General features: G+C 66.6%; 23 protein-coding genes. 8 read left to right on the top strand and 15 right to left on the bottom strand.

Annotation, left to right across the window (positions count from 1 at the left end; genetic code table 11):
* Positions 1-157: 157 nt before the first annotated feature.
* Positions 158-982 carry a universal stress protein gene (locus tag AC16HO_RS13285; protein WP_395643204.1) on the top strand — a complete coding sequence of 275 codons (825 nt, stop codon included), beginning with the start codon at positions 158-160 and terminating at the stop codon, positions 980-982.
* Between the two features lie 22 nt (positions 983-1,004).
* Here AC16HO_RS13285 and AC16HO_RS13280 read toward each other — a convergent pair whose 3' ends face one another.
* Complete coding sequence (locus AC16HO_RS13280) at positions 1,005-1,496, bottom strand: TlpA family protein disulfide reductase (protein ID WP_395643205.1); 492 nt, start codon at positions 1,494-1,496, stop codon at positions 1,005-1,007.
* A gap of 141 nt (positions 1,497-1,637) precedes the next feature.
* Between AC16HO_RS13280 and AC16HO_RS13275 the strand changes: the two genes are divergently transcribed.
* The gene (locus AC16HO_RS13275) at positions 1,638-2,348 is read left to right on the top strand and encodes a queuosine precursor transporter (protein ID WP_395643206.1); all 711 of its coding nucleotides are present in this window, start codon (positions 1,638-1,640) and stop codon (positions 2,346-2,348) included.
* A gap of 75 nt (positions 2,349-2,423) precedes the next feature.
* Here AC16HO_RS13275 and rpoD read toward each other — a convergent pair whose 3' ends face one another.
* The gene (gene rpoD, locus AC16HO_RS13270) at positions 2,424-4,280 is read right to left on the bottom strand and encodes an RNA polymerase sigma factor RpoD (RefSeq protein ID WP_395643207.1); all 1,857 of its coding nucleotides are present in this window, start codon (positions 4,278-4,280) and stop codon (positions 2,424-2,426) included.
* A 164-nt stretch (positions 4,281-4,444) separates the two neighbouring features.
* On the bottom strand, positions 4,445-4,885 hold the full coding sequence (gene dtd, locus AC16HO_RS13265) for a D-aminoacyl-tRNA deacylase (protein ID WP_395643208.1): 441 nt from the start codon (positions 4,883-4,885) through the stop codon (positions 4,445-4,447).
* Positions 4,886-5,014: 129 nt separating this feature from the next.
* Here dtd and AC16HO_RS13260 point away from each other — a divergent pair, with 129 nt between their 5' ends.
* Positions 5,015-5,899: an LpxL/LpxP family acyltransferase gene (locus AC16HO_RS13260; protein ID WP_395643209.1), complete on the top strand. Its 885-nt coding sequence runs from the start codon at positions 5,015-5,017 to the stop codon at positions 5,897-5,899.
* Here the strand turns inward: AC16HO_RS13260 and AC16HO_RS13255 are convergent.
* The 4 genes from AC16HO_RS13255 to AC16HO_RS13240 form a co-directional block, all read right to left on the bottom strand.
* Positions 5,896-8,109 carry an NHL repeat-containing protein gene (locus tag AC16HO_RS13255; protein ID WP_395643210.1) on the bottom strand — a complete coding sequence of 738 codons (2,214 nt, stop codon included), beginning with the start codon at positions 8,107-8,109 and terminating at the stop codon, positions 5,896-5,898. The genes AC16HO_RS13260 and AC16HO_RS13255 overlap by 4 nt on opposite strands.
* A gap of 8 nt (positions 8,110-8,117) precedes the next feature.
* Complete coding sequence (locus AC16HO_RS13250; protein ID WP_395643211.1) at positions 8,118-9,329, bottom strand: acyltransferase family protein; 1,212 nt, start codon at positions 9,327-9,329, stop codon at positions 8,118-8,120.
* A gap of 34 nt (positions 9,330-9,363) precedes the next feature.
* Positions 9,364-10,116, bottom strand: a complete 753-nt coding sequence (locus AC16HO_RS13245) for a hypothetical protein (protein ID WP_395643212.1) — start codon at positions 10,114-10,116, stop codon at positions 9,364-9,366.
* A gap of 190 nt (positions 10,117-10,306) precedes the next feature.
* Positions 10,307-10,966 carry a DUF4097 family beta strand repeat-containing protein gene (locus AC16HO_RS13240; RefSeq protein WP_395643213.1) on the bottom strand — a complete coding sequence of 220 codons (660 nt, stop codon included), beginning with the start codon at positions 10,964-10,966 and terminating at the stop codon, positions 10,307-10,309.
* A gap of 133 nt (positions 10,967-11,099) precedes the next feature.
* Here AC16HO_RS13240 and gpmI point away from each other — a divergent pair, with 133 nt between their 5' ends.
* The 3 genes from gpmI to AC16HO_RS13225 all read left to right on the top strand — a co-directional run bounded on the left by gpmI (position 11,100) and on the right by AC16HO_RS13225 (position 15,881).
* Complete coding sequence (gene gpmI / locus AC16HO_RS13235) at positions 11,100-12,617, top strand: 2,3-bisphosphoglycerate-independent phosphoglycerate mutase (protein WP_484335541.1); 1,518 nt, start codon at positions 11,100-11,102, stop codon at positions 12,615-12,617.
* A 605-nt stretch (positions 12,618-13,222) separates the two neighbouring features.
* Complete coding sequence (locus AC16HO_RS13230; RefSeq protein ID WP_395643215.1) at positions 13,223-14,392, top strand: murein hydrolase activator EnvC family protein; 1,170 nt, start codon at positions 13,223-13,225, stop codon at positions 14,390-14,392.
* 139 nt (positions 14,393-14,531) lie between these two features.
* Complete coding sequence (locus AC16HO_RS13225; protein ID WP_484335540.1) at positions 14,532-15,881, top strand: S41 family peptidase; 1,350 nt, start codon at positions 14,532-14,534, stop codon at positions 15,879-15,881.
* Positions 15,882-15,893: 12 nt separating this feature from the next.
* On the opposite strand, the gene AC16HO_RS13220 is transcribed toward AC16HO_RS13225, so the two are convergent.
* From AC16HO_RS13220 to AC16HO_RS13195, 6 genes are all read right to left on the bottom strand, one after another.
* Positions 15,894-16,223: a DUF1820 family protein gene (locus AC16HO_RS13220; protein ID WP_395643217.1), complete on the bottom strand. Its 330-nt coding sequence runs from the start codon at positions 16,221-16,223 to the stop codon at positions 15,894-15,896.
* Positions 16,224-16,261: 38 nt separating this feature from the next.
* Positions 16,262-16,945, bottom strand: a complete 684-nt coding sequence (locus AC16HO_RS13215; RefSeq protein WP_395643218.1) for a rhomboid family intramembrane serine protease — start codon at positions 16,943-16,945, stop codon at positions 16,262-16,264.
* 5 nt (positions 16,946-16,950) lie between these two features.
* Positions 16,951-17,694 (bottom strand): general secretion pathway protein GspB, encoded by a 744-nt coding sequence (locus AC16HO_RS13210; RefSeq protein ID WP_395643219.1) that lies wholly within the window; start codon positions 17,692-17,694, stop codon positions 16,951-16,953.
* Positions 17,695-17,742: 48 nt separating this feature from the next.
* A complete protein-coding gene (locus AC16HO_RS13205; protein WP_395643220.1) occupies positions 17,743-19,380 on the bottom strand; it encodes an AAA family ATPase in 1,638 nt (545 codons plus the stop codon).
* A gap of 65 nt (positions 19,381-19,445) precedes the next feature.
* The gene (locus tag AC16HO_RS13200; protein ID WP_395643221.1) at positions 19,446-20,864 is read right to left on the bottom strand and encodes a sensor histidine kinase; all 1,419 of its coding nucleotides are present in this window, start codon (positions 20,862-20,864) and stop codon (positions 19,446-19,448) included.
* A gap of 20 nt (positions 20,865-20,884) precedes the next feature.
* On the bottom strand, positions 20,885-21,547 hold the full coding sequence (locus AC16HO_RS13195) for a response regulator (protein WP_395643222.1): 663 nt from the start codon (positions 21,545-21,547) through the stop codon (positions 20,885-20,887).
* Between the two features lie 159 nt (positions 21,548-21,706).
* Here AC16HO_RS13195 and argS point away from each other — a divergent pair, with 159 nt between their 5' ends.
* Positions 21,707-23,392: an arginine--tRNA ligase gene (gene argS / locus AC16HO_RS13190; protein WP_395643223.1), complete on the top strand. Its 1,686-nt coding sequence runs from the start codon at positions 21,707-21,709 to the stop codon at positions 23,390-23,392.
* Positions 23,392-24,033, top strand: a complete 642-nt coding sequence (locus tag AC16HO_RS13185) for an SPOR domain-containing protein (protein ID WP_395643224.1) — start codon at positions 23,392-23,394, stop codon at positions 24,031-24,033. The genes argS and AC16HO_RS13185 overlap by 1 nt, the downstream gene beginning before the upstream one ends.
* 12 nt (positions 24,034-24,045) lie before the next feature.
* Here the strand turns inward: AC16HO_RS13185 and AC16HO_RS13180 are convergent, their stop codons facing one another.
* Together AC16HO_RS13180 and AC16HO_RS13175 are read right to left on the bottom strand one after the other, a co-directional pair.
* Positions 24,046-24,693, bottom strand: coding sequence for a helix-turn-helix transcriptional regulator (locus tag AC16HO_RS13180; protein WP_395643225.1), 648 nt, complete (start codon positions 24,691-24,693; stop codon positions 24,046-24,048).
* 4 nt (positions 24,694-24,697) lie between these two features.
* A partial coding sequence (locus AC16HO_RS13175; protein WP_484335539.1) for a hypothetical protein occupies positions 24,698-25,023 on the bottom strand: 326 nt, incomplete at its 5' end.

Here is a 25,023-nt window from a genome sequence, read left to right as displayed (position 1 = left end):
GGGAGCGTCGATCATACCTCCCCGAACGGAACGAAAGCGCAAACGCGGAGTGCGCCGGGGGTCGCGTGCGGCTTCCGCAAGCCGGGCTCCTGCTTCTCCGCACCGTCCGATTCGATAGGCGTAAAGTAGCGTTTCCGGACAGAAACGGGGATACGTCATGGCTCGCTTCGATATTCTGGTTCACGTGCGCCGTCATGAAGGGGATTCGCTCGCCGTCGCGGCTGCGCTCGCGCTGGCCAAGCGACTCGACGCGCACCTCAGCGGCCTGCATGTCGCTTCGCTGGGCACGATCGCCTACTCGACGCTGGAAACCGTCGTGTTCCAGGTGCAGGAGGCGGACGATCTGTACAACGCGGCATTGGCGCAGCAGGAAGGCTGGCTGCGGCGTCTCGCCGCAGCGGGCGTCGAGGGCGAGTGGCTGGTCGCCCAGGGCGAGCCGGTCGAGGCGATCTGCCATGCTGCGCGCTGGTGCGACCTTGTCGTTGCCGAACGCCCGCAGCTCAATGCCGAAGCGCCGGTCGGCTGGGGTGTGGTCTCGCGCACCGTGTTCGGCGCGGGCGTTCCGGTCGTCGTCGTGCCGGAGACGGCGAAGCCGACGAGCGTGGGCGAACGCGTGCTCGTCGCCTGGAACCATAGCCGTGAGGCCGCGCGCGCGATCCATGGTGCGCTGCCGCTGCTGGGTCGGGCGCAACAGGTGATCGTGCTCGACGGTGCCGAGCAGACCAACCTGGTCGGCGCGCGCCATCTGCCGGCGCTCGATCTCGCGGCACATTTCGAGCGCCATGGCGTGAACGCGGAATTTCGTCCGTTCACCGTGGGCAGCGGCTATGGCGCAGCCATCCTCGACGCGGCCCACGTGGCGCAGTCGGACCTGATCGTCATGGGTGCCTGGGGCCACTCACGCATCGCCGAACTCGTGCTCGGCGGCGCCACCCGCCACCTGTTCCAGCACAGCGACGTGCCGCTGTTCGTCGCCCACTAGGACGTTGTGATGCCGCGCGTCTTCAACGCGTCGGGGCCGCGAGATGCAGCTTCGCGCGCAACGCCTGCTCGACTTTTTCCGGCGCATCGCCACCGCTGCGGCGGTAGATGATTTTCCCGCGTGCATCGACGAGAAACAGCCCCGGCGTGCCCTGCACGGCGTAACGGTCGGCGATCGCATCGCCATCGAGAATCGGCGTGAAACCGAGCTTGCGCCCGCGCAGCGTCTTGACCGGATCGCCGTCGTCCTTGATGTCGATCGCGTAGACATCGAGCCGGTCCCTGCCGGCCGCATCCTGGACGTGCTGCACGTACGGCATCAACGCCTCGCAGTACGGGCACCAGGTCGCCCAGAACAGCAGGATCGCGGGGCGCGCAAGGTGTCGCGGATCGAAGTGGATCGTCGTGCCGTCCGCGGTCCTGCCCTGCCAGGCGATCGCGTCGTCCTGCGCAGATGCGCCAGGGGATACGCCGACCAGGCCGGCGAAGAGAATGAAAAGCAGTGCGCGCTTCACGCGGAAATCTCCTTCTGCTGGCGCCGCGGATGCATGTGGCGCCGGTACCCAATAGACACGGCTGCGGCGCGAAACCTTACGCTGGCGAAAAGCGGTGCGAGCCGGCATGCTAGCGGCCAACGCCGATCCATCGATCCCGCCATGCCCGCATCCACTCCCGCGCCGCGTACCTATCGCTACTACGACTTCATCCTCGGCGCGTTCGTCTGTGTCCTGCTCTGCTCGAACCTGATCGGCCCGGCCAAGGTGGCGACCGCACACCTGCCCCTGATCGGCGACTTCAGCTTCGGCGCGGGCGTGCTGTTCTTCCCGATCTCCTACGTGTTCGGCGACATCCTCACCGAGGTTTACGGCTACGCGCGCGCGCGGCGCGTGATCTGGTCGGGGCTGACCGCACTCGTGTTCGCTTCGGTCATGGCGACCGTGGTCGTCAAGCTGCCGCCGGCCGCCGGCTGGCACGGGCAGGAAGCCTACGAATCGATCTTCGGCCAGACCCCGCGCATCGTGTTCGCTTCGATCACCGCGTTCTTTCTCGGCGAATTCGTCAATTCGTACACTTTGGCAAAAATGAAATTGTGGACAAACGGCAATGCCTTGTGGTCGCGCATCATCGGCTCGACCATCGCCGGCGAAGGCGTCGACTGTCTCGTGTTCTACCCCATCGCATTCTTCGGCGTGTGGGAGACCAGGCTCGTGCTCAGCGTGATGGTGTCGAACTACGTGATGAAGGTGGTCTGGGAAATCCTCGCCACGCCACTGACCTATCGCCTCATCGCCGCGCTCAAACGTGCGGAGAACGAGGACTACTACGATCGCAATACGCAGTTCACGCCGTTCACGCTGCGTACCTGATTCGACTCGCCTGCCACGATGCGAAAAGAAAAGGCTGCAATGCAGCCTTTTCTCATCAAGCGATCCGAACGAAAGTCATTCCAGATCGAGGAACGAGCGCAGCTGCTCCGAGCGGCTCGGGTGGCGCAGTTTGCGCAGCGCCTTGGCTTCGATCTGGCGAATACGCTCGCGGGTGACGTCGAACTGCTTGCCGACCTCTTCCAGCGTGTGGTCGGTATTCATGTCGATGCCGAAGCGCATGCGCAGCACCTTGGCCTCGCGCGGGGTAAGGCCGCCGAGCACGTCGCGCACGGTTTCGTGCAGGCCGGTGCCGGTGGCGGCCTCGACCGGCGATTCGACCTGGGTGTCCTCGATGAAATCGCCGAGGTGCGAATCCTCGTCGTCGCCGATCGGCGTCTCCATCGAGATCGGCTCCTTGGCGATCTTGAGTACCTTGCGGATCTTGTCCTCGGGCATTTCCATCTTCACCGCGAGCTCTTCCGGAGTCGGCTCGCGACCCATTTCCTGCAGCATCTGGCGGCTGATGCGGTTGAGTTTGTTGATCGTCTCGATCATGTGCACCGGGATGCGGATCGTGCGCGCCTGGTCGGCGATCGAACGCGTGATCGCCTGGCGGATCCACCAGGTCGCGTAGGTCGAGAACTTGTAGCCGCGACGGTACTCGAACTTGTCCACCGCCTTCATCAGGCCGATGTTGCCTTCCTGGATCAGGTCGAGGAACTGCAGGCCACGGTTGGTGTACTTCTTCGCGATCGAGATGACCAGGCGCAGGTTGGCCTCGACCATCTCCTTCTTCGCCCGCCGAGCCTTGGCTTCGCCGATCGACATCGCGCGGTTGATTTCCTTGACGTCCGCCAGCGACAGATAAAGCGTCTGTTCCAGCGCAACGAGCTTTTCCTGTTCGGCGAGGATTTCTTCCTTGTGCGCCTTGATCGACGACGCCCACTTCTGCTTCTTGCGGATGATGTCGTCGACGAACTTCGGATTCGTCTCGTTCGACGGAAATGCCTTGATGAAGTCCTTGCGCGGCATGTGCGCCTGCTTGATGCAGACGTCCATGATCACGCGCTCGTGCTGGCGCACCGAGGCGACGACTTCGCGCAGCTTGCGTACGAAGGCATCGATCATGATCGAGGGCAGCTTGAGCTTGAGGAAGGCCTCGGCCATCTGCGTGCGGATCTTCTGCGTCTTCCTGTCCTGGGTACCGACCTTGGCCGCGCTCTTCTGGAACTTGACGTAGAGCGTGCGCAACTCCTCCATGCGCCGGGTCACCTCGGCCGGATCGGGGCCACTCTCGCCGGGGCCGGCTTCTTCGCCGTCGGCCGACTCGTCATCGTCGTCGTCCTTGGCTGCCGTGCCGGAACTTTCGGATTCGAGCATCTCCTCGTTGACCTCGAGCCCCGGTACTTCGATGTCGGCGAAGCCGGTCAGCACTTCGGACAGGCGCTTGCGCCCTTCGACGTGCTGGTCGTATTCCTCGACCAGCAGCTGGATCGACCACGGGAAGCTGGCGAGCGACGACTGAACCTGGCCCAGCCCCTCCTCGATGCGTTTGGCGATCGCGATTTCGCCTTCGCGCGTGAGCAATTCGACCGTGCCCATCTCACGCATGTACATGCGCACCGGATCGGTCGTGCGGCCGACTTCGGCGTCGACCGCGGACAGCACGGCCACGGCCTCTTCGGTCGCGGTTTCGTCGTCCGTCGCCACAGGCGCATCGGGCAGGATCGTATCGCCCTCGGGCGCAACCTCGTGCACCTCGATGCCCATGTCGTTGATCATGCCGATGATGTCTTCGATCTGCTCGGGATCGACGATGTCATCGGGCAGATGGTCGTTGACCTCGGCGTAGGTGAGGAACCCTTGTTCCTTGCCCTTGATGATCAGGGTCTTGATTTCGGACTGCTGCTGGCTGCGGGTTTCAGCGTTCATGGAATCTACGGCTCAAAGATCAAAGACTGGAAAGTATAGGAGGGGTGTCAAGGAGGGCCCGGAATCGCGGACCCGGTCGGGAAATCGCTTGAAACGACTAGCAAAAGTGAGGCCAATTGCCGTTGCGAAACCATCGTTCGACCCTTCGCGGTTTACGGCGCGGACTAACGCGCCTCCAACCAGAACGTCACCGGTCCGTCGTTGACGAGACTGACCTTCATATGGGCACCGAAACGGCCGATTTCCACGGTCGGATGACGAATTCTTGCCGATTCAATCAGGCGATTGAACCAGCGTTCGCCTTCGACGGGGGTCGCCGCGGTCGAAAAGCCGGGGCGCATGCCCGAGCGCGTGTCCGCAGCCAGGGTAAATTGCGAGACCAGCAGCAGACCGCCGCCGGTCTGGGCCAGGGAAAGGTTCATTTTGCCATCGGCATCGGCGAACACGCGATAACCGAGCATGCGCTCGAGCAGGCGCCGGGTCTGCATCTCCCCGTCTCCCGGCTGCACGCCGACCAGCGCAAGCAGGCCCGGCCCGATGCTGCCAACGGTTTCGTTCTCGACTTCCACGCGTGCCTCGGCTACACGCTGGATCAGGGCGATCATGGGTTTCCGATGCGGCGCCGGCCGCGACAGGGAGGCCAGGGTCGATGCTCGCGGGCCGAGGCGGCGGCGTCAATGCCGGCGCGACCGAAGAGGCACGGCTACAATCGCTTCTTTTCACGCTTTTCCTCCATGCGTTGGCACATCTGGATCATCTACGGCCTGCTGCGCTTGCTCGGCTACCTGCCATTGCGCGCGCTGCACGCACTCGGCGCGGGTTTCGGCGGGCTGCTCGCGCGCACCGACAACCCGATGCGGCGCAAGGCCGAACACACCCTTTCCCGAATCGATACGTCGTTCGGCGAGGAAAAGCGTCATTTCCTGCGCGCGGCACTGGTCGAAGCGGGCAAGTCGTTCTTCGAGGTTGCGAAAATCTGGACCGCCGATCCGGCGCGCACGCTCGCCCTCGTGCGCGAGGTGCGCGGCGGCGACCTGTTCGATGCGGCACTTGCGGCCCGGCGCGGCGTCATCATCGCCGCGCCGCATCTTGGCTGCTTCGAGCTGCTCAACTACTGGCTGTGCAGCCGCACCCGGATCGCGATCGCCTACCGGCCACCGCGGCAACCGGAACTCGAGCCGCTGCTGATCCGGGCGCGCGGCGGCCTCGCCGCGGAGCAGGTGCGCGCCGAAGGCACGGCCGGCGTGCGCACGCTGTTCAAGCGCCTGGCGGCGGGCGGAGTCGTCGGCATCCTGCCCGACCAGGAACCCAAGCAGGGCGAAGGCGAGTTCGCCCCGTTCTTCGGCCGTCCGGCGCTGACCATGGTGCTGCTTTCGCGCCTCGCCCAGCGCACCGGCGCGACCGTGCTGTTCGCCTTCGCCGAACGTCTGCCGCGCGGCGCGGGCTGCGTGCTGCACATCCTGCCGGCGCCGGCAGGCATTGCCGATCCCGAGTTGCCGCGGGCCGTGGCTGCGCTCAACCGCGGCGTGGAAGACTGCATCCGCCTCGCGCCGCGCCAATACCAGTGGCACTACAAGCGATTCTCGGCACAACCGCCCGCGGATATCGAAGCACGCTAGCGGTTCGAATTTTTCGCGTGCGGAGTTTTGCGCGCGGGCTTGGGTGGCGCGATGTCCGCGGGTTCCATCAGCGCGATCGGCAGGTCGCGACCCCTGCTCGCCACGTTGCCCGCGTAGTCGCTGGCAATGATGCGCACGGTGTAGTCGCCGGCCGGGAGTTGGTCGGTCCGCCATGACCCCGTCGCGAAGTTGCCGTCGCGCACCGTGTTGGTGACGACGTAGCGGAAGCGCGTCGCCGCGCTGCCGTAGACGGTGATGCCGCTGTTCGCCGCGTACGCAACCTTCGTTGCCGCGCTGTCGGCCGGAATGCGGTCGAAAACCAGCGTCATGCGCGGCTGCTCGAAACCGGGCAGCGGACTGCCGTCCTTGTCGAGTAGCTGGTAGCCCAACGAGTGGAGGCCCAGACGCCGTCGCGCTTCGTTGCCGTCGACCTGGTCCCAGGCCTCGACGACGATGGCGACGCCGCGGGCGCCCCTGGGGACAACCAGTCGTCCCCGGCGCTTCTGCGCAAACGCCTTGCCGTCGGCGTCCTCGATCTGCACGCCGTCGATGCGCGGCGGTACATGGTCGACGAAGTCCCGGAAGCCTAGCGCGAGCGCGTTGCGCGTATAGCCCCAGTCGCCCCAGGTCAGGTGCACATGCGCCATCGCGTTGGTCGTGCCGAGCACGTCGCCGGCGCTGAAGCGCGTGCCGCGGCGCACGCGCACGCGCTCGAGCGCGCCGGCCGCGTCGCGCAGCAGCTGGAAGCGCGCCGGATCGAGCGCTTCGTCCTTGAGGTTGCGACCGACGCGCATGTGGATGTAGCTCAACGCCTCGATGCTAAGGCCTTCGCGCAGTTCGCCGACGCCCCAGACCGGCAGCGGATCCTCGACCTTGGCATCGGCGATCGCGAGCACGGAGGCACCGACGTTGTTGTGGATGTCGAGGCCGTCGTGCAGATGATCGAGCGCATCACCGTGGTAGGCACCGCGCGCCTCGCCGACCGTGCCGACGATTTCATGGCGCACGTTCTGCGGCCGCACCGGCCAGCGCCCGTCGGTGTCCGGCGGCGGCGCGTCGGCCGCCGGGCCGATCGACTGCGGAGATGGCACTCCCGGCGTGGTCGCCGCAGGCACGAGCTCATGCACGCGATGGCTTGCGGCGTCGGTCAGGCGCAACCCGCCGGCCGCGACCAGCGCGATGCCGGCCGGGCGGACGAAACGCTCGCCGTCGCGCGCGCCGGCAAGCACCGCCATCTGCGCATCGGGCGCGAATTGCAGCACCCTGCCCTGCGCCATGTCGCCGACGTAGAGATAGCCGTCGTCGGTCAAAGCCAGGCTCAGCGGCCGACGCAGCAACACTTTGTCGCCGAGCATCGTCGCGCGCGCGAAGGTGTCGACCTTGTCGTCGCGCGCGATGCGGCGGATCGCACCGTTGCCGGTGTCGGCGACCCAAAGCGTGCCGGCCGCGTCGACCGCGAGCGCGCAGGGCGTATCGAAACCAGCCGCGGCGCCGATACCGTCGGCGTAGCCGGGTGCGTCGCCGCCGGCCAGCGTGGTCACCATGCCGTCGAGATCGATCACGCGGATGAGGTCGTTGTACGTGTCGGCAACGTAGACCTTGCCGGCCGCGTCGACGGCGACGCCGATCGGCCCGTTGAATTGCGCTTGTGCGGCCGGTCCGTCGCGCCAGCCCGCCGTGCCCGTGCCGGCCAGCGTCGTCACCGCGCCTTGCGGCGTGACCTTGCGGATCGCATGGTTGCCGGTGTCGGCGACAAAGAGATTGCCGGCCTTGTCGAGCGCGAGGCCCGAAGGCGTGTGGAACATGGCTGCGGCGCCGATGCCGTCGGCGAAGCCTTCGCGGCCCCCGGCCAATGTCGAGACCACGCCGTCACTCGCGATGCGGCGGATGCGATTGCTGCCGCCTGCGTCGGCCACGTACATCGCGCCATGCGCGTCGATCGCGATGCCCCAGGGATCCGACCAGCGCGCCTGCGCGGCCGGTCCGTCGCGCAGGCCGTCGATGCCGTCGCCCGAAACGAGGGCGATGCGTGCGGGCCAGCCCGCGGCGGTCGGCTTCGGTTGGGTAGCGGTCTGTTCGGGTTTGGGCGCGGACGTAGGAGGCGATTGGGTTGTCGACTTGTGGAAAAGTATAAAAAGCAACAATGCGGCAACGAGCGCAGCTGGCGGCAGAACATGCCAGCGCCGCAATGCTGAAGCTTGTTTTGCCACTCGTCGGTTCATCTTGCGGTCGCTGCCTGCAGGTCGGTGTTTGCGCTATTGCCCGCAAACCGCTGCCGCATCCTGCGCTCGATCGGCTGCGAGAAGCCGCGCGATACGATGAGGCCGAGCAGCCACGACAGCTCCGCCGCGGGTGCGTACCAGAGCCAGCCCCATTCCTTGTCGAGTCCGCACGCGCGCGCGATGCCGACGAACGCGAACATGACGAACATGTGGAACAGATAGATTTCGTAGCTGAGTTTTCCGCACGAACACAGCCAGCCGAATGCGCGCAGACGCCACGGCGTGCCGGATGCCGCCTGCCAGTGCAGGCCGAGCACGAGGCTCGCCGCGGAGCCGGTCAGCAGCAGCATGTAGGCGTCGTGCAGCCACGGAAAAACGAGCTGACCGGCAAAGAAAATCGCGCCGATGCCGATGAGGCCGATCAGGCAGCAGGCCAGCGGAAGCCCCTTCGGCGGCGAGGAAACGCGCTGCGCGAGCAGTGCGGTGAGAACGCCCAACGCGATGGCCGCCATGCCGGGAAGATAGGCTTTTTCGAGCCAGATCTCGGCGAGGTCCGAATGCGACTGCAGGTACTCCGCGCGCAACAGCGCATGCGTGTACGGCAGCGACAGGGCCAGCGCGGTCAGCGTGGCGACAAACGCCCAGCGCACGCGGCCCAATGTCACGCAGAGCAGCGGGAAGGCGAGGTAGAAAACTTCTTCGATCGACAGCGACCAGAGCACGTCCCAGCCGCCCGCGAGATAGTTGTAGCGCGCTTCGTAGACGTTCAGGTAGAGGCCAAAGGTCGAAGCGATCGCGCCGGCCAGCGATTGCCCGGGTTTGTCGATGACGAAATTCGGCACGCCGGCAAGATGGAACGCGGCGAACAAGGCGACGACGAGCACGAGCGTGGGCAGGATGCGCGAAGCGCGAAGCAGATAGAACTGTCGCAGCGATGTGCGCGGCAACTCGCCCCAGCGTTCGAGCGAGCGGCGTGCGATCAGGAAACCGGAGATGACGAAGAAAAGGAATACCGACTCGTAGCCGTTCCAGTTCAATCCGCGCAGAAGCCAGATCGGCAGAATCTGCGCCAATGCGGTTTTCGCGAGCGGAATGCGGATGCCGAGGTGGTTGAAGACGACGAGCAGAATCGACGCGCCGCGCAAAGCATCGATGCCGCGGTTGCGATCGCGCGTTGCCGCGCCAGGCGGCAGGGAACGGGGATTCAAGGATGGGGATTCCGCAGAGGCGAGCGTCGCGGCGTCAGCCTGGCCCGAGGCTGGCGAGATCGCGCTTGGCCGCGTCGAGCCAGCGCGCTTCCTTGCGCCGGTAGTAGATCGGCGAGACTTTCGCGCGCTTGAGCATGTCGTTGAACACCTCGCGCGCCTCGCGGAAGTGCGAGCGCTGCACGAGCAGCGTCGCGTAGCGGTAGCGCGCCTCCTCGCCGGGATAGCTCGTCGAAAGATCGCGATAGCGCGCGAGCGCCACGTCGGGATCGCCGAGCGCCTCGTCGATGCGCGCGCGCAGCAGGTCGGCGTCGTTCGAGCGCAGTTGCGGATTCGCGGCGTAGAGCTTGTCCACGGTTTCTTTGGCGCCGGCGAAATCGTCGAGGCCGACCTGCGCGCGGGCGAGGCCGATCGAGAAACCGGCGTCGTTCGCGTTGATCCCGGTCAGGATCGAGCGGTACAGCTCGGCGGCGTTGGCGTAGTCGGCGAGGTTGAGACATTCCTCCGCCAGCGCGCGGCGGTTGTCGACCGTATCGGCGAGTTCGAGACGCTGTTCGATCTGCTTGCGCCGGCGTTCGGGCGCCACGGTGTCGAGTACTTTCGTCGCGGTCTTGCGCGCGCGCGGGTCGTGGCGCAGGTCGGGCAGCACGTTCGCGATCACGTAGATGGCGACGCCGAGGAACGAGCCGATCAGGATGATCCAGATCCAGTACAGCTCGCGGCGCGTGCGCACGACGTGCACGGCGCAGGCGACCTGCAGGGCGAGCGAAACGAGGACGAGTATCGGCATGGGCGCGGATCATAACAAACCGCGTCATGCGTGATTCGCTCGCCGCATCGAAGATTTCTAACGCAGATCAGGACGGATTTGCAAAGCATCGACGCGGATAGAGCAAAACTGAAAAGCTCTATCCGCGTAGATCCGCTTTTATCCGCTCTGATCCGCGGTAAATGCTCTTGTTTTGGACGTGATGGGGCGATCAGTTCGGCGGCCGCTCGCCGCTGAATTTCTGCGCGCTCGCGCCGTCGACCGTGCCGATCGTCGCGCTGTCGCTGACCCACAACTCCACTTCACGCTTGAACTTCAGCGTGCCCTGCACGACCGCATGCGGGCCGATCACGATGCGCGGCTTGCGCGAGCTGGAGGAGAACCAACTGTGGTTCTCGTCGACGAAGATGCCGCCCTCGACGCGCGAGTTCGCGCCGACGGTGACGTCACCGTTGACCGTGTCGATGCCACCGCCGACGTGCGCGGCGTCGAGCTGGATGCTGCCGTTGACGTTCGATGCCTTGCCGGCGACGTCGGCCCCTTGTTCCAGCGTGATCGAGCCGTTGACGACGGTGACGGCCTTGCCAACCTTGGCGTTGGCGCCGAGTTTGATGCCGCCATTCACCGACTCGACCGAATCCAGCGTCGAGCCCGCGCCGACGTGGATGCCGCCGTTGACCGTTTCCGCGCTCTTCACGTGCGCGTTCGCGCCGATGCGGATGCCGCCATTGACCGTGGTCAGCTTGCCGCCGTTGGCGCCGTCGTCGACGGCGATGGCGCCGTTGACCTTGTCGACGTCGCCCTGATCGTCGGCGAACGCGGGTGCGGCGAAGCCGAGCGCAAGCAACAGAGCGAGCTTGATGCGGATCATGGGAGTCTCCCTGGTGTGGTGTAAGCCTATCTTCAGATGCGGCAGCGATGGAAACGGTTTAGTTGCCGTCGGCACGAAGCCGAATTCCGTTACCATGGCGAGCATACCGCCGTACCGTTCAAGGAAACTCGCAGTGCCCGCTCCGAAACCCGTCCTTCTGTTGATCCTCGATGGCTGGGGCCATCGCGACGACCCCGCCGACAACGCGCTTGCGCAGGCCAAGCTGCCGACCTGGCGGCACCTGCTCGCGACGTATCCGCACACGCTGGTGGAAACGCACGGCCGCTTCGTCGGACTGCCCGACGGGCAGATGGGCAATTCCGAAGTCGGCCATATGAACATCGGCGCCGGCCGCATCGTCTATCAGGATCTGACCCGCATCGACGCGGCGATCGAGGACGGCAGCTTTTACGCCAATCCCGCCCTGGTCGGCGCCTGCACCGCGGCGAAGGCATCCACCCTGCACGTGTTCGGTCTGCTCTCGCCCGGTGGCGTGCACAGTCAGGAAGAACACATTTTCGCCATGCTTGATCTGGCCAGGCGCCACGGTGTCGCCCGCGTCGCCGTGCATGCTTTCCTCGACGGCCGCGACACGCCGCCGCAAAGCGCGCGCGCCTCGCTGGAAAAATTGCAGGCGAAATGCGTCGCGCTCGGCAACGCACACATCGCCACGGTCAGCGGCCGCTACTACGCAATGGATCGCGACAAGCGCTGGGAGCGCGTCAAGCTGACCTGGGACGCGATCGTCGATGCGCAGGCCGGGTTCCATGCCGACGATGCGCTCGCGGCACTCGCTGCCGCCTACGCGCGCGGCGAGACCGACGAGTTCATCAAGCCGACGGTGATTGGCGCCGGCGCGAAGATCGCCGATGGCGACGCGGTGATCTACATGAACTTTCGCTCCGATCGTGCGCGCCAGCTGACCCAGGCTTTCGTCGATACCAAGTTCGCCGGGTTCGAGGCGCGCAAGCCCAGGCTGTCCGCATTCGTCACCCTGACCGAGTACAGCGCCGATTTGCCGGTGACCGCGATCGCCTACCCACCGCAGTCGCTGACGAATTCGCTTGGCGAATATCTCGCAGCGCAGGGTCTGAGTCAGCTGCGCATCGCCGAAACCGAGAAGTACGCGCACGTGACCTTCTTCTTCTCCGGCGGTCGCGAGCAACCGTACGCGCACGAGGAACGCATCCTCGTGCCGAGCCCGAAAGTCGCGACCTACGACCTGCAGCCGGAAATGAGCGTGCCCGAGGTCGCCGACAAGCTCGTCGCGGCGATCCGCGGCCAGCACTACGACTTCATCGTCTGCAACATCGCCAATGCCGACATGGTCGGCCACACCGGCAAACTGGCCGCGGCGATCCAGGCCGCCGAAGCGGTCGACGCGGCACTGGCGAAAATCCTCGCCGCGATCCTCGACGCCGGCGGCGAGATGCTGATCAGCGCCGACCACGGCAACTTCGAGCAGATGCTCGATGAAAACGGCGTGCCGCACACCCAGCACACCGTCGGCCCGGTGCCGTTGGTCTATGTCGGGCGCAAGGCGACGCTCGATCACGGCGCGCTGCGCGACCTCGCGCCGACCGCGCTGGCGCTGATGGGGCTGGCGCAACCGGCGGAGATGACCGGTCATTCGCTCGTGCGCCTCGCTTGAATCGGGTTCCACTGCTCCGCTTTTTCTCATCATTCCGGCGACTGCGGGCGCAGTCGCGCGCGCGAACATTCGCGCAGCGATTGGCTCGAAGGGCGGGCGCCGGGATGGCGCGAGCAAAGCCGGAATCCGGTGTCTTTGTTTTTGATCATGGGTTGGTTAGGAGCCACAACTTCCACCCGTCCTGCGGACGAGCGGGTGACTTTCTCTTGCTCGCGCAAGACCAAGTCACCAAAGGGAGCACGCCCCAGCGCCCTGCACCCGTTGCGCGTCCTGCCCAAAGGGTGCGCGACATCGGCCGGGTTCCGCTGATTGCACATCCCCGTGCAACGGCGGAATGCGTGCGATCCTCGCGCGCACCCCTTCGGGGCCTTGTCGACCGCTGCCGCCGCGAGGCGATGGGGAGCCGAAAGCAGAAGCAGCACGCTCCAGCGCGCCAAGCTTCGGCACTTGATCCGTCTTTTGGCCTTCGGGTCCCCGTTTGCGGCGGCGAGGGCGTGACGGAAACGTCCGCAGGATCGCGCGCAGGAGGCGTACGGAAAGGCGAAGGGAGGCGGTCAGAGAAAATCAAAAGCCAAGATAAGAACTGGATTCCTGCCTGCGCGGGAATGACAAGCAAAGCCGCTGCGGCGATCACGTTGATGCTTCTGGTTTCATCGGGCATGCGTCCAGCCCACGCGCAAAGCGACGAAACCCAGCACGCCGCGCAGGAGGCGCAAACCCGGGAAAAACTGGAAGCCATCCGCACCGAAATCAAGAAAATCGTCGACGCGCAGAAGGAAACCGGCGCGCAGAAGGATGCTGCGGTCGCTGCGTTGCGCGAGCAGGATCTCAAAGTCGCCGCGACAGCGAAGGACTTGCGCGCCATCGAGCAGAAGCTTGCCGACCAGCAGGACAAGCTGCGGCAACTGGAAGCCCGGCGCGATGCGCTCGACATCAAGCTCGCCGCGCAGCGCGAGACGCTGGCGGCGTTGCTGCGTTCGGCCTACGTGGTCGGCCGGGGCGAAGAACTGAAGCTGCTGCTCGCGCAGGAAGACATCGCCAAGATCGGCCGCATGCTCGAATACTTCCACTACTTCGAGCGCGCACGCGTCGGCCAGATCCAGGCCTTGCTCGAGGATCTCGACGCGCTCGCCCAGGTGCACAGGGCAATCGACACCGAGACCACGCAACTCGCCGCGACGCGCGCGCAACGCGCCGACGAGGCCGGGCAACTCGACGTCGAGCGCATGCAACGTGCGCAGGCGCTGGCCGACCTGGAGAAGCAACTCAAGTACGACCAGGCGCGCCTCGCCGCGCTTGGACAGGACGAAAAGGCGCTATCCGACCTGCTCGCCAAGCTGCGCGATGTGTTCGCCGACATCCCCAGGCAACTCGCCGGTGCGGAACCGTTCGCCTCGCAACGTGGTCGATTGAACTGGCCGGTACGCGGCAAGGTGTTGAACGGGTTCGGCGCACGGGCGGGCGAGCGCGTCAGCAGCGGCATCGTGATCGCGGCAGCGGCCGGTGCCGAGGTGCATGCGGTGTCGCACGGACGCGTTGTGTTCGCCGACTGGATGCGCGGCTACGGCCTGCTCCTGATCCTCGATCACGGCGACGGGTACCTGAGCCTGTACGGCTACAACGAAACCCTGCTCAAGGACGTCGGCGACTGGGTCAACGCGAACGAAACCATCGCGACCAGCGGCAGTACCGGCGGACAAAAGACGCCGGGGACGTATTTCGAACTGCGCGCGCAGGGCAAGCCGATCGATCCGCGCGCCTGGCTCAAGCCTTGATTGCCGTGCGACGGGCCGCATGCAGGGCAAGACGGCCGTGCGACGCACGAAGCGCAGGAGTAGATTCCGCTCGTGTCCGCGCGCTTCGATCCGATGCGTTTATGTTCTACTGCTCATGCTGATTCCCTAGGTGCATTCCATGTCGGCCAAAGTCCTCGCTGTTGCCTTCGTCGCCGTTGCCGGCCTCACTCTCGCCCGCGCCGACGAGGCCCGACCCGACGCGCCCCCCGCGCCCGCGAACGAGGCGGCGAAGAAAGTCACCGTCGACATCAACGACGTGCGCCAGTTCGCCGCCGTGTTCGCGCTGGTCAAACAGGCGTACGTCGAGCCGGTCGACGACAAGACCCTGTTGCAGTCGGCGGTCAAGGGCCTGCTCGCCAACCTGGATCCGCACAGCGAGTATCTTGACGAGAAGGCGATGGCCGAGCTGTCCGAGGACACCACCGGCAGCTACAACGGCCTCGGCATCGAAGTGCTCACGGTCGACGGCAGCTTGCGCGTGGTCGCGCCCATCGACGACTCGCCGGCCGAGCGCGGCGGGATCAAGCCGGGCGACACGATCGTGCGCATCGACGGCAAGCCGATCACCTCGGAGAACGCGGGCGAGGCCTCGAACATGCTGCGCGGCAAGGTCGGCAGCCAGGTCACGCTCGGCGTGGTCCACGAGGGTGCGAGCGCACCGGTCGAGATCAAGCTCACACGCCAGCCGATCCGCGTCGCGAGCGCGCGCGCGCGCTGGGTCGAACCCGGTTATGCCTATCTGCGCATCGCCCAGTTCCAGGAGGACACCGGCTCCGAGGTCAAGCGCAAACTGGCCAAGTTGCGCGACAAAAGCCAGCCGGGCGGCGGCGAGCGGATCCGGGGTCTCGTGCTCGACCTGCGCAGCAATCCCGGTGGCCTGCTCACCTCTGCAGTCGAAGTCAGCGATGATTTCCTTGACTCGGGCCTCATCGTCACGACCAAGGGCCGGCTCAAGCAGTCCGACCTCGCCTTCAACGCGACGCCCGGCGACCTGATCGACGGCGCACCTATCGTCGTGCTCACCGACAACGGCACCGCCTCGGCCGCCGAAATCGTTGCCGGAGCGCTCAAGGACAACCACCGCGCGCTGATCATGGGCCGGCGCACGTTCGGCAAGGGCTCGGTGCAGACCGTGCTGCCACTCGACGAGACGCATGCGATCAAGCTCACCACGGCGCGTTACTACACGCCGAGCGGCATCTCGATCCAGGCCGCGGGCATCCAGCCCGACATCGAACTGGGCGACCTCAAGCTGGTCGCGCGCGACACGCCGCCGAGCTTCATCACCGGCGAGCGCGACCTGCCCAACCACCTCAAGGGCGACGAAGAAAAGGACAACGTGGCGGACAAGCCGCCTGGTCAGCGCGGCAACACCGACGACTACGCGCTCAGCGAGGCGATGAACGTGCTCAAGGGCCTGGCGCTGCACCGCGACGCGGCCGCCGGCACGCCGGGGAAAAAAGGATAGAGATCCGCGCCGTCAGGGTTTGCGCAACGACGGTGCGAGCGGAAACGGCGTCACCACCCTCTCGCCGCTGACTGCGTCGCGGATCACGAGCGGTTCGCGCTTCTGCACCTCCTCGACGCGCACGATGCACTGGATCGGCAGGTGCAACACGCGCGTGTTGCCGAACTCCTCGCGCAAGCGCACTTCGGTCGGATCGATCACCAAGCCTTCCTGCTGGTCGAAGACGATGTCGCCGACCTCGGTGAAGCCCCACAGGGCGCTCGAGGCGACGTGGCGGGCATAAAGCTCCAGCGTCTTGCCCTGGTCGAGGAAGGTGATCTTGAACAGTTTCTTGTTTTTCATGCGCCTATTTTCGCACGCTCGTGAAGCGGCGCAACGCGCTACGAGCGCAGCCTGCGCGCAATCGCCGGCCTGGATACGAGCGCGAACAGCACGCCGCTGACGAAGCCGGCGATGTGCGCCCACCACGCGACCGCGCCGAACGCCGGACCGACGAAGGTGAAAGCGACCTGCAACAGCGCCCAGAATCCAATCAGCAGCGACGCGGGGATGCGCACGAATTCCAGGAACATGCCCAGCGGCAGCACGAGGCCGAGACGCGCGCGCGGAAACAGGCAGAGATAGGCGCCGATGATCGCCGACACCGCACCGCTCGAACCCACGATCGGCGCATTCGCGCTCGACAAGATTGCCGCTTCGGACAAGTTGGCGAGAGCGCCGCCGAGCAGGAACAGCAACAGGAACCGCCCGTGGCCGAGCGCACGCTCGGCCGGAACGCCGAAGATCATCAGGAACAGCAGGTTTCCGGCCAGATGCAGCCAGCCGGCGTGGATGAACAACGCGGTGACGAGGCCGAGCCAACGCATCCCGACAAATTGCTGTGCCAGCGGCACGCCGGTGTCGAACAGGCGTGCAGGCACCGTGCCCCACTCGCGTCTGAACTGCCAGCGCGCGGCCTCGGGCAAGAGCACGAGCCAGAGAAACAACGCGACGCAGGCGGCGACGAGCGCGAGTGTCACCCAGGGCAGTGCTGGCTTGTGCTGGCGGTGGACGGTGACGAACACTACGCTCAGGACCCCGGCCGCGGCAGCAGCAGTCGATGGCCGTTGAACACGAGAACCAGCCCGGCCGGCCGGATCTCCTGCACGGTCACGCCGCGCACGCTGTCACCTTCGACCACGCGCGCGCCGTCAATGATGACGAAGCGACGCTTGGGGTCTGGCGAGTACACCTGCATCGTGATCGGCAGCGCGGGCAGCGCACTGCGCAGGCCTGCCGGCAGATCGTCGAGCGTAGGCACGTCGTTCGCCGCTGGCGCGGCGGCGGGCGGTGCGGGTGGCGGTGCGGGTGGCAGTGCGGGTGGCAGTGCGGGTGGCGGTGTGGGTGGCGGTGTGGGCGGCGGCGTAGCGAGGGCGGGCGGCGGCGCAGCGATCGGCGACTGCGCAGGCTCCTTCCTTGCCGCGGCCGGCGGTACGGACGCAACGACGGCCGGCGGCGGGGTTGCGGCAGACTTCGGCGCGGGCACCCGCTGCACCGGTGTCGGCGATTGCGCCACACCGTCGGCAGGCATCGCCGCGGCGGCCGGCGCCGTCCGGGGTTGCGCGGGCGACGCCGACGCCGGTGTCGGCGCCGGGCGCGGACGCAGGTGGCGCCAGCCACCGATCGCGGCCAGCGCGAACACAACGGCCACCGCCAGCCATGGCAGCGGGCTGCGCCGCCGCCGCGTCGCCGCGATCGGCGTGCCGAGATCCGGCATCTCGCCGAGCCGGCGCTGCTGTTCGGATTTCTTCAGGGCTTCGAGGATCAGCGACATGGGCTCGTCATTCGTATGCTGCTATACCGTTCTGCGCATGGCGCACGTCTACTGCACGCCGCGGATCAGATGCGGACCGGCCGGATCCAGCGCGGACAACGCGAACAACGTCTCCGGACCGACGATGCCGTCGGGCTTGATACCGTACGCGGTCTGCAGCTTGCGCACGCGCTCGGCGAGCGCGTCGTCGAAGAATGCCGGTCCGGCATCGGCCGCGCCGCCGTCCATGCGTGCCAGCTCGGCCTTCACCCAGGCAACACCCGGGCCGGCATCGCCGTTGTGCAGCTGCGTCGGCACGTCGGCGGGCAGACGCCACAGGGCGAAGAACTCGCCGTCCCACACGCTGGAAAGATCGCCCTTGCCGACGCGGAAGCTCTCGCCGGCGAGATTCAGCTGCACCTGATCGCCGCTGACGCCCTGCAACAACGCATAGGCACTCGCGTTCCGCCACTTGATCGGCAGGATCAGCGGCCGGTCGAAGCGTACGAGCTGGGCAATCGCACCGTGCCCGCGCAGGCAGTTCATGCCCGGGAAGACGACGGCACGACAATGCGCGGCGTCGCGCACCGAAGTCTCGGCCGACGTCGCCTGCCAGCGCGCGAGCAATTGGGTCCATGCCGTCAGTTCGGAATCGGCGGACGTTTCGGCGAGCGCGGCGAGTTTGCGTTGTGCCGGGTTTTCCTCCGGCCTGGCCGCTTCGGCTGCCGCCGTGGTAGGCGCGCTCCCGGTCGCGGCAGGCGCGGTGGGCAGGGGTGGCGCTATTGCCGGCGGCGGCTTCCACTGCGGAAAGAAATACGCCGCTGCGCCGAACGCGATCACCAGGCACGCCGCCGCCGCCCATGGGCCGTAGTGGCGCACGCGATAGCGCGTCGTCCCGGGCAGCGTCTCGTCCGCCGCGCGATCGACCAGGCGCTCGCCGATCGCAGCCTGTTCGCGAGCGTAGCCGGCCATCAACGCCCGGTCGCCGATGATGTTGATCAGGCGCGGCACGCCGCCGGAGCGCTTGTACAACGCACGCAATCCGAGACGTGAAAACGGCGAGCGCAAAGCCCCCGCCACAGCAAGGCGGTGACGCACATAGGCCTCGGTCTCGTCACGGTCGAGGGGAGTCAGGTGATAGCGTGCGGTGATGCGCTGGGCGAGCTGGCGCAACTCGGGATCGTCGAGCTTGTCGCGCAACTCGGGTTGACCGAGCAGGATGATCTGCAGCAGTTTCTGCGTCGGCGTTTCGAGATTCGTCAGCAGGCGCACCTGCTCCAGCGAATCGGTCGACAGGTTCTGCGCCTCGTCGATGATCAGCACCACGCGCAGGCCTTGCGCATAGGCGTCGAGCAGATAGGCGTTGAGCGTGTCGACGAGGCCCTTGAGGCTGCCCTTCCGGTCGCCGATGTCGAGTTTCAGTTCGTCGCAGATCGATTCCAGCAACTCGATCGGCGACAGGCGCGGATTGAGCACGAGCGCGACACGCGTGTTTTCCGGCAATTGCTCGAGCAGCAGCCGGCACAGGGTTGTCTTGCCCGTACCGACCTCGCCAGTAAGTTGCACGAAGCCGCCACTGCCACCCTTGCCGATGCCGTAGAGCAGATGCGCGAGCGCATCCCGGTGGCGCTCGGACAGGAACACGTAGCGCGGATCGGGGGTGATCGAGAACGGAGCCTCCTTGAGGCCGTAGAACTCCAGATACATGCCGGTACTTTACCTTGGGCCGGGGCAAAAATTCGTGATTTTTCGGCTGCGCTGTCGCTTCGCCATCATCCATACCCGGGCGGGGTCGCTGCCAGGCGCACGCGCACGCACGTGCCGCGTCCGCCGGCGCCGGCGGTGAGTTCGACCGTCGCGCCGTGCGCGCGCGCGATCTCCTCGACTATGGCAAGGCCAAGCCCGTTGCCCTCGCGCTCGCCGCCGGCGATACGATAGAAACGTTCGAACACGCGCGCGCGTTCGTTCTCGGGAATGCCGGGGCCGTCGTCCTCGACTTCGAGGACGGCCAGCCCGGATCCCGCTTTCCCCGATCCACGCTCGACCCCGCAGCGCACGGTGACGTTGCCACCTGCCTGCGTGTAGGCCAACGCATTGTCGATCAGGTTGGCCAGAAGTTCGCGCAACAGCCAATCGCTGGCCTGTACCCGCACGGACTCGGCGTCGAGACCCAGATCGATGCGCGCGGCGAGCGCGCGGTCGAAGTGTGCGGCGACAACATCCTTGGCGAGGTCGGCGAGATCCAGTTCGCGGAAGTCACCGGGCAGGTTCGCCGCAGGCTCCGCGCGCGCAAGGGCAAGGAGCTGGTTCGCCGTGTGGCCGAGACGCTGCATGCCCGCGTGCAGGCGCGCTACGCGTTCGCGCAGGGCCGGATCGCTCGCGCCTTGCTCGTGCAGGTCATTCGACAGCAATTCGAGCTGTGCCTGCAGGCCGGCAAGGGGCGTGCGCAGCTGGTGCGCGGCATTGGCGAGAAACCTGTGCTGCGCGTTCGCCGCCTCGGCGACGGTCGCGAACAGGCGATTGAGCGCCCGGGTCAGCGGGCGCACCTCGCCCGGCACCTGCGATTCGTCGAGTGCGGCGAGATCGCGCGCGGAACGGCGTGCGATCTGGTCGCGCAGCGCGAGCAGCGGGCGCAGCCCCGCACGTACACCCACCCAGACCAGCAGCAACGTGCCGAGCAGCTGGGCGAGGTCGCTGGCGACGATGAAACTGAGCATGCTGTGCAGGGCTTCACGGCGTTTGTTGGTCGTTTCGGCGACGCTGATCGCAATGACCCCGCTCGCATTCGTCAGCCGATACGTGGCTACGCGCACAGGCGCGTCGCGAAATTCCGCGTCGGCGAAGGAGGGATTGTCGCGCCCCGGCGGCGCGACCGGCAGACCCGCGTCGCCGACGACGAACTCGCCGTCGGCACCAAGCACGAGGTAGTAGATCTCGTCGTGGTTGTCGGCGCGCAGCACCGCGATCGCCTGATCGGAGAGTTCCGACTTCACCCTGCCGTCGACGCCGATATTCAAATGCGCGGCCACCGCGACGATCGAACTCGCCAATACCTGATCGTAGGCTGCATGCAGCGGCGACGCGGTCGAGTAGTAGTCGATCAGCACACCGGCGGCGAGGAGCAGCCCGAGCGGTGCCGACAGCAGCAGCAGCAGGCGACGGCGGACCGAGAACGCGCGGGCGGCGACCATGCGAGTCCCTTGCCCCGGCCTCAGGGTTCGTCGAGCCGGTAGCCGAGCCCGCGCACGGTGCGGATCGACACCGCGTCGCCGAGCTTGCCGCGCAGGCGCGATACGTAGACCTCGACCGCGTTCGCCGTGATGTCGTCGCTCCAGCTCGACACGGCCTGTTGCAGGCGCTCCTTGCGCACGACCTGGCCGACATGCAGCGCGAGACATTCGAGCACGGCCCACTCGCGTGGCGTCAGTTCGAGCGACTCGCCGCCGACGCGCACCTCGCGCCGTGGCAAATCCATGTACAGGCTGCCCACGGCCAGCTGCGGGTTGCCCGCGGCCTTGCTGCGCCGGATCAACGCGCGGCAGCGCGCGGCGAGCTCGGGCACGGCAAACGGCTTGACCAGGTAGTCGTCGCCACCGATGTCGAGTGCGTTCACGCGGTCGGCAAGACCATCGCGCGCGGTCACGATCAGCACCGGCACCGTGCCGTTCGCGCGCCGCACCCGGCGCACGAACTCGAAGCCGTCCATGCCCGGCAGGCCCAGATCGACGAGGAGCAGGTCGAACGTCTCCTGCTGCATCGCCGCCTCGGCCAGCTCCGCGCGATCGACGCGGTCGACCGCGAAGCCACTCTGCACCAGCCCGCGCACCATGGCATCGGCGACCAGCGCGTCGTCTTCAATCACGAGTATGCGCATGCCTGTCTTTCCGCACCGTGTCCATCCGCTGCCCGATTCTGCCCCGGCCATGACTATACGGGGCCGAAAGCGCGAAGCGTTAGTGCCCGGCCGACGCGGGCGCGCGCAAATCGCCGCGGGACCGTACAATAGACGACGCACCGGATATCCCGATTTCAAGTGAAAGAACAACTCCGCACCCTGATCGAGCAGGCGCTGGACCGCCTGCGCAGCGCCGGCACGCTGCCGGCCGACGCCAGCGCCGCCTTCGTCCTCGAACGTACCAAGAGCCGCGAACATGGCGATTTCGCCACGAACGCGGCGCTCGCCTTGGCGAAACCCGCGCGCACGAATCCGCGCGCGCTCGCGCAGGCGCTGGTGGCGGCGTTGGCGCCGAACGCGCTGGTGGAAAAGGTCGAGATCGCGGGGCCGGGATTCATCAATTTCTTCCTTGGTCCGGCGGCGTATCACCAGGAAACGCGGCGCGTGCTCGATGAAGGGGTGCGCTACGGCTGCAACACGACGGCCGCGGGACGCAGGACCCAGGTCGAGTTCGTCTCGGCCAACCCGACCGGGCCGCTGCACATCGGCCACGGCCGTGCGGCTGCGGTCGGCGACTGCCTCGCGCGTGCGCTCGCCGCGAGCGGCGCGGAGGTGACGCGCGAGTTCTACTACAACGATGCGGGCGTGCAGATCGAGAATCTCGCGCGCTCCACGCAGGCGCGCGCGAAGGGCAGCAAACCCGGCGCTGCCGACTGGCCGGCGGACGCGTACAACGGCGACTATATCGGCGACGTGGCCGAGGCCTATCTGCGCGGCGACCGCGTGGAGTTCGAAAATCACGTCGTCACCGGCGCAAAGAATCCCGACGACATCGATGCGATCCGCCAGTTCGCGGTCGCCTATCTGCGTCGCGAGCAGAACGCCGATCTCGCCGCGTTCGGCGTGAAGTTCGACGTCTACTTCCTCGAATCCTCGCTGTACGGCGACGGCAAGGTCGAGGAAACCGTGCGCGAACTGGTCAAGCATGGCCACACCTACGAGGAAGGCGGCGCGCTGTGGCTGCGCACGACCGATTTCGGCGACGACAAGGACCGCGTCATGCGCAAGTCCGACGGCACGTTCACCTACTTCCTGCCCGACGTCGCCTACCACCTGTCGAAGTGGCAGCGCGGCTACCAGCGCGCGATCACCGAGCTCGGCGCCGATCATCACGGTTCGCTCGCGCGCGTGAAGGCGGGCCTGCAGGCGCTGGACATGGGTATTCCGAAGGACTATCCGGAATACGTGCTGCACCAGATGGTCACGGTGATGCGCGGCGGCGAGGAAGTGAAGATTTCCAAACGTGCCGGCAGCTACGTCACCCTGCGCGACCTGATCGATGAAGTCGGCCGCGACGCAACGCGGTTTTTCCTCATCGCGCGCAAGTCCGATTCGCAGATGGTGTTCGACATCGACCTCGCGCGTTCGCAGTCGAACGACAATCCGGTCTACTACATCCAGTACGCGCATGCGCGCGTGTGCAGCGTGCTGCGCCAGCTCGACGAGCGCGGGCTGAAATGGAACCGCGACAACGGGCTGGCAAAACTTGCGCGGCTCGACAACGAACACGAGAGCGCGCTGATGGTGGAGATTTCGCGTTATCCCGAAGTGGTCGAGGCCGCGGCGCTGAATCTCGAGCCGCACCTGATCGCGAGCTATCTGCGCGAACTGGCCAACGCGCTGCACGCCTACTATCACGCGCATCAATTCATCGTCGACGATGCCGACCTGCGCGACGCGCGCGTTGCGCTGGCCGTTGCCGCGCAACAGGCTCTCGCGAACGGATTGGATTTGCTGGGCGTTTCCGCCCCGGAGCAGATGTAATGGCAAAGCGGAATTCACAAGCCTCGCGCAACGGCGACCGCCGGCAGATACCGGCCTGGGCAATGGTGCTGCTCGGCGTCGCGCTCGGCGTGATCGGCTCGGTTGCCGTGCTCTACGGCGGCAGGATTCCGACCCTGCGCGGCGGCAAGAACCTGCCGCAACCCAATCCCGAGGCGGTCGCGCCGAAGGAAACGGAAAAGGCGCTGGCCGACGACACCGCCAAGGCGCCGCCACCCGCGCCGCCGAAAAGCAATTACGACTTCTACACGACACTGCCGGAAAAGGAAGTCGTGATTCCCGATGCCGAACTCTCGGCCAAGGCCAAGGCCGAACAGCAGCGCGCCAAGCAGCAGACGCAGGCGAATGCGGCGAATCCGAACAACCAGGCGGCACCGGTCGCGGCCGGCGGCCGCTACATGTTGCAGGTCACTGCGACGAGCGATGCAGCCGCCGCCGACGCGCTGAAGGCCAAGCTCGCCATGCTCGGCTTCAGCGCCAAGGTCTATACGGGCACGGTCGATGGCAAAACTTGGCACCGCGTGCGCCTCGGGCCGTTCGCGTCGCCGAGCGAAACCGAGTCCACGAAGCGCGCGCTGGCCGAGAACAGCATCAACTCCACCGCGGTCAAGGAAGCGAACTGACCGCGACGCGTTTCAGTTCCCCTCGCTGCGCCCACCCAGACGGAAGCGGCACGCGCCACCACCGCGCACGATGCATTCCAGATGCTGGACCTTGTGCCCGCTTGCCGCTTCCATGAAAGCCAGGTCGAAGCGGCAGATTTCCGGATGCGCACGTGCCAGCACGTGGAACACGCAGTTGTAGGCCTCGATCTGTGTTTCACCGTCGCGCGACACGGCTTGCGCCTCGTAGCCGAGCGCGTCGAGCTGGGCAGCCAGCGCCCGCGCCGTTTCGTCCGCATCGTCGCCATGCACGCGCCGCGCGGAGGTCGAACCCAATTCACGCCCCAGGCCGGTCAGCATTGCCTGCACGCCGGACGGCCCCGCACTCGCATACAGGCGATCGAGGATGCCGGTGGTGATCAGCGCGTAGTTGCGCGGGAACAGTTCGCGGCCGGCTTCGGTCAGCAGGTAGCGCATCTGCGGCCGGCCGCTGCTTTGCCGCGCTTCGCCACGCTCGACCCAACCGGCGTGGATCAGCGCGGTAAGATGCTGGCGCACGGCGTTGTGCGTGACTCCGAGCGCCTGACACAGGGTCTCCACGCTCGCGCCCTGCGCGGAAGCCAGCAGCGTGCGCAACAGCTTGCGCGCGCTAGGTCCGAACCGGCGCAGGGCCTGACTCATCGCCTCACGCCGCCCTGGCCGGGAACTGCCGGGCGATGGCATCGGCGAGCGCATCGGCGATCACGTCCATGTGCGCCTGCATCGCGCTCCAGGTTTTCGCTTCGGCCTGCATGTCACCCTGCATGATCTCGCGGATCTGCACGGCATGGTGACCGACGTGCGTGGTCAGCAGCGACAGCACCGCATCCTTTTTCAGGTACGGATTCGCCGAGGCGAGAAAACCCGCGATCGCATTGCCGTTGGCGACGAGATCGTCCATCGCCTTCTGCTTCGCCGCCGCGTCGCCGCGCTGCTCGGCATCGGTCAGCGCCTTGACCCCGCCCCAGTGGC

The organism is Rudaea sp. (assembly GCF_057139185.1).
This window is presented reverse-complemented; position numbering and strand designations above follow the sequence as displayed.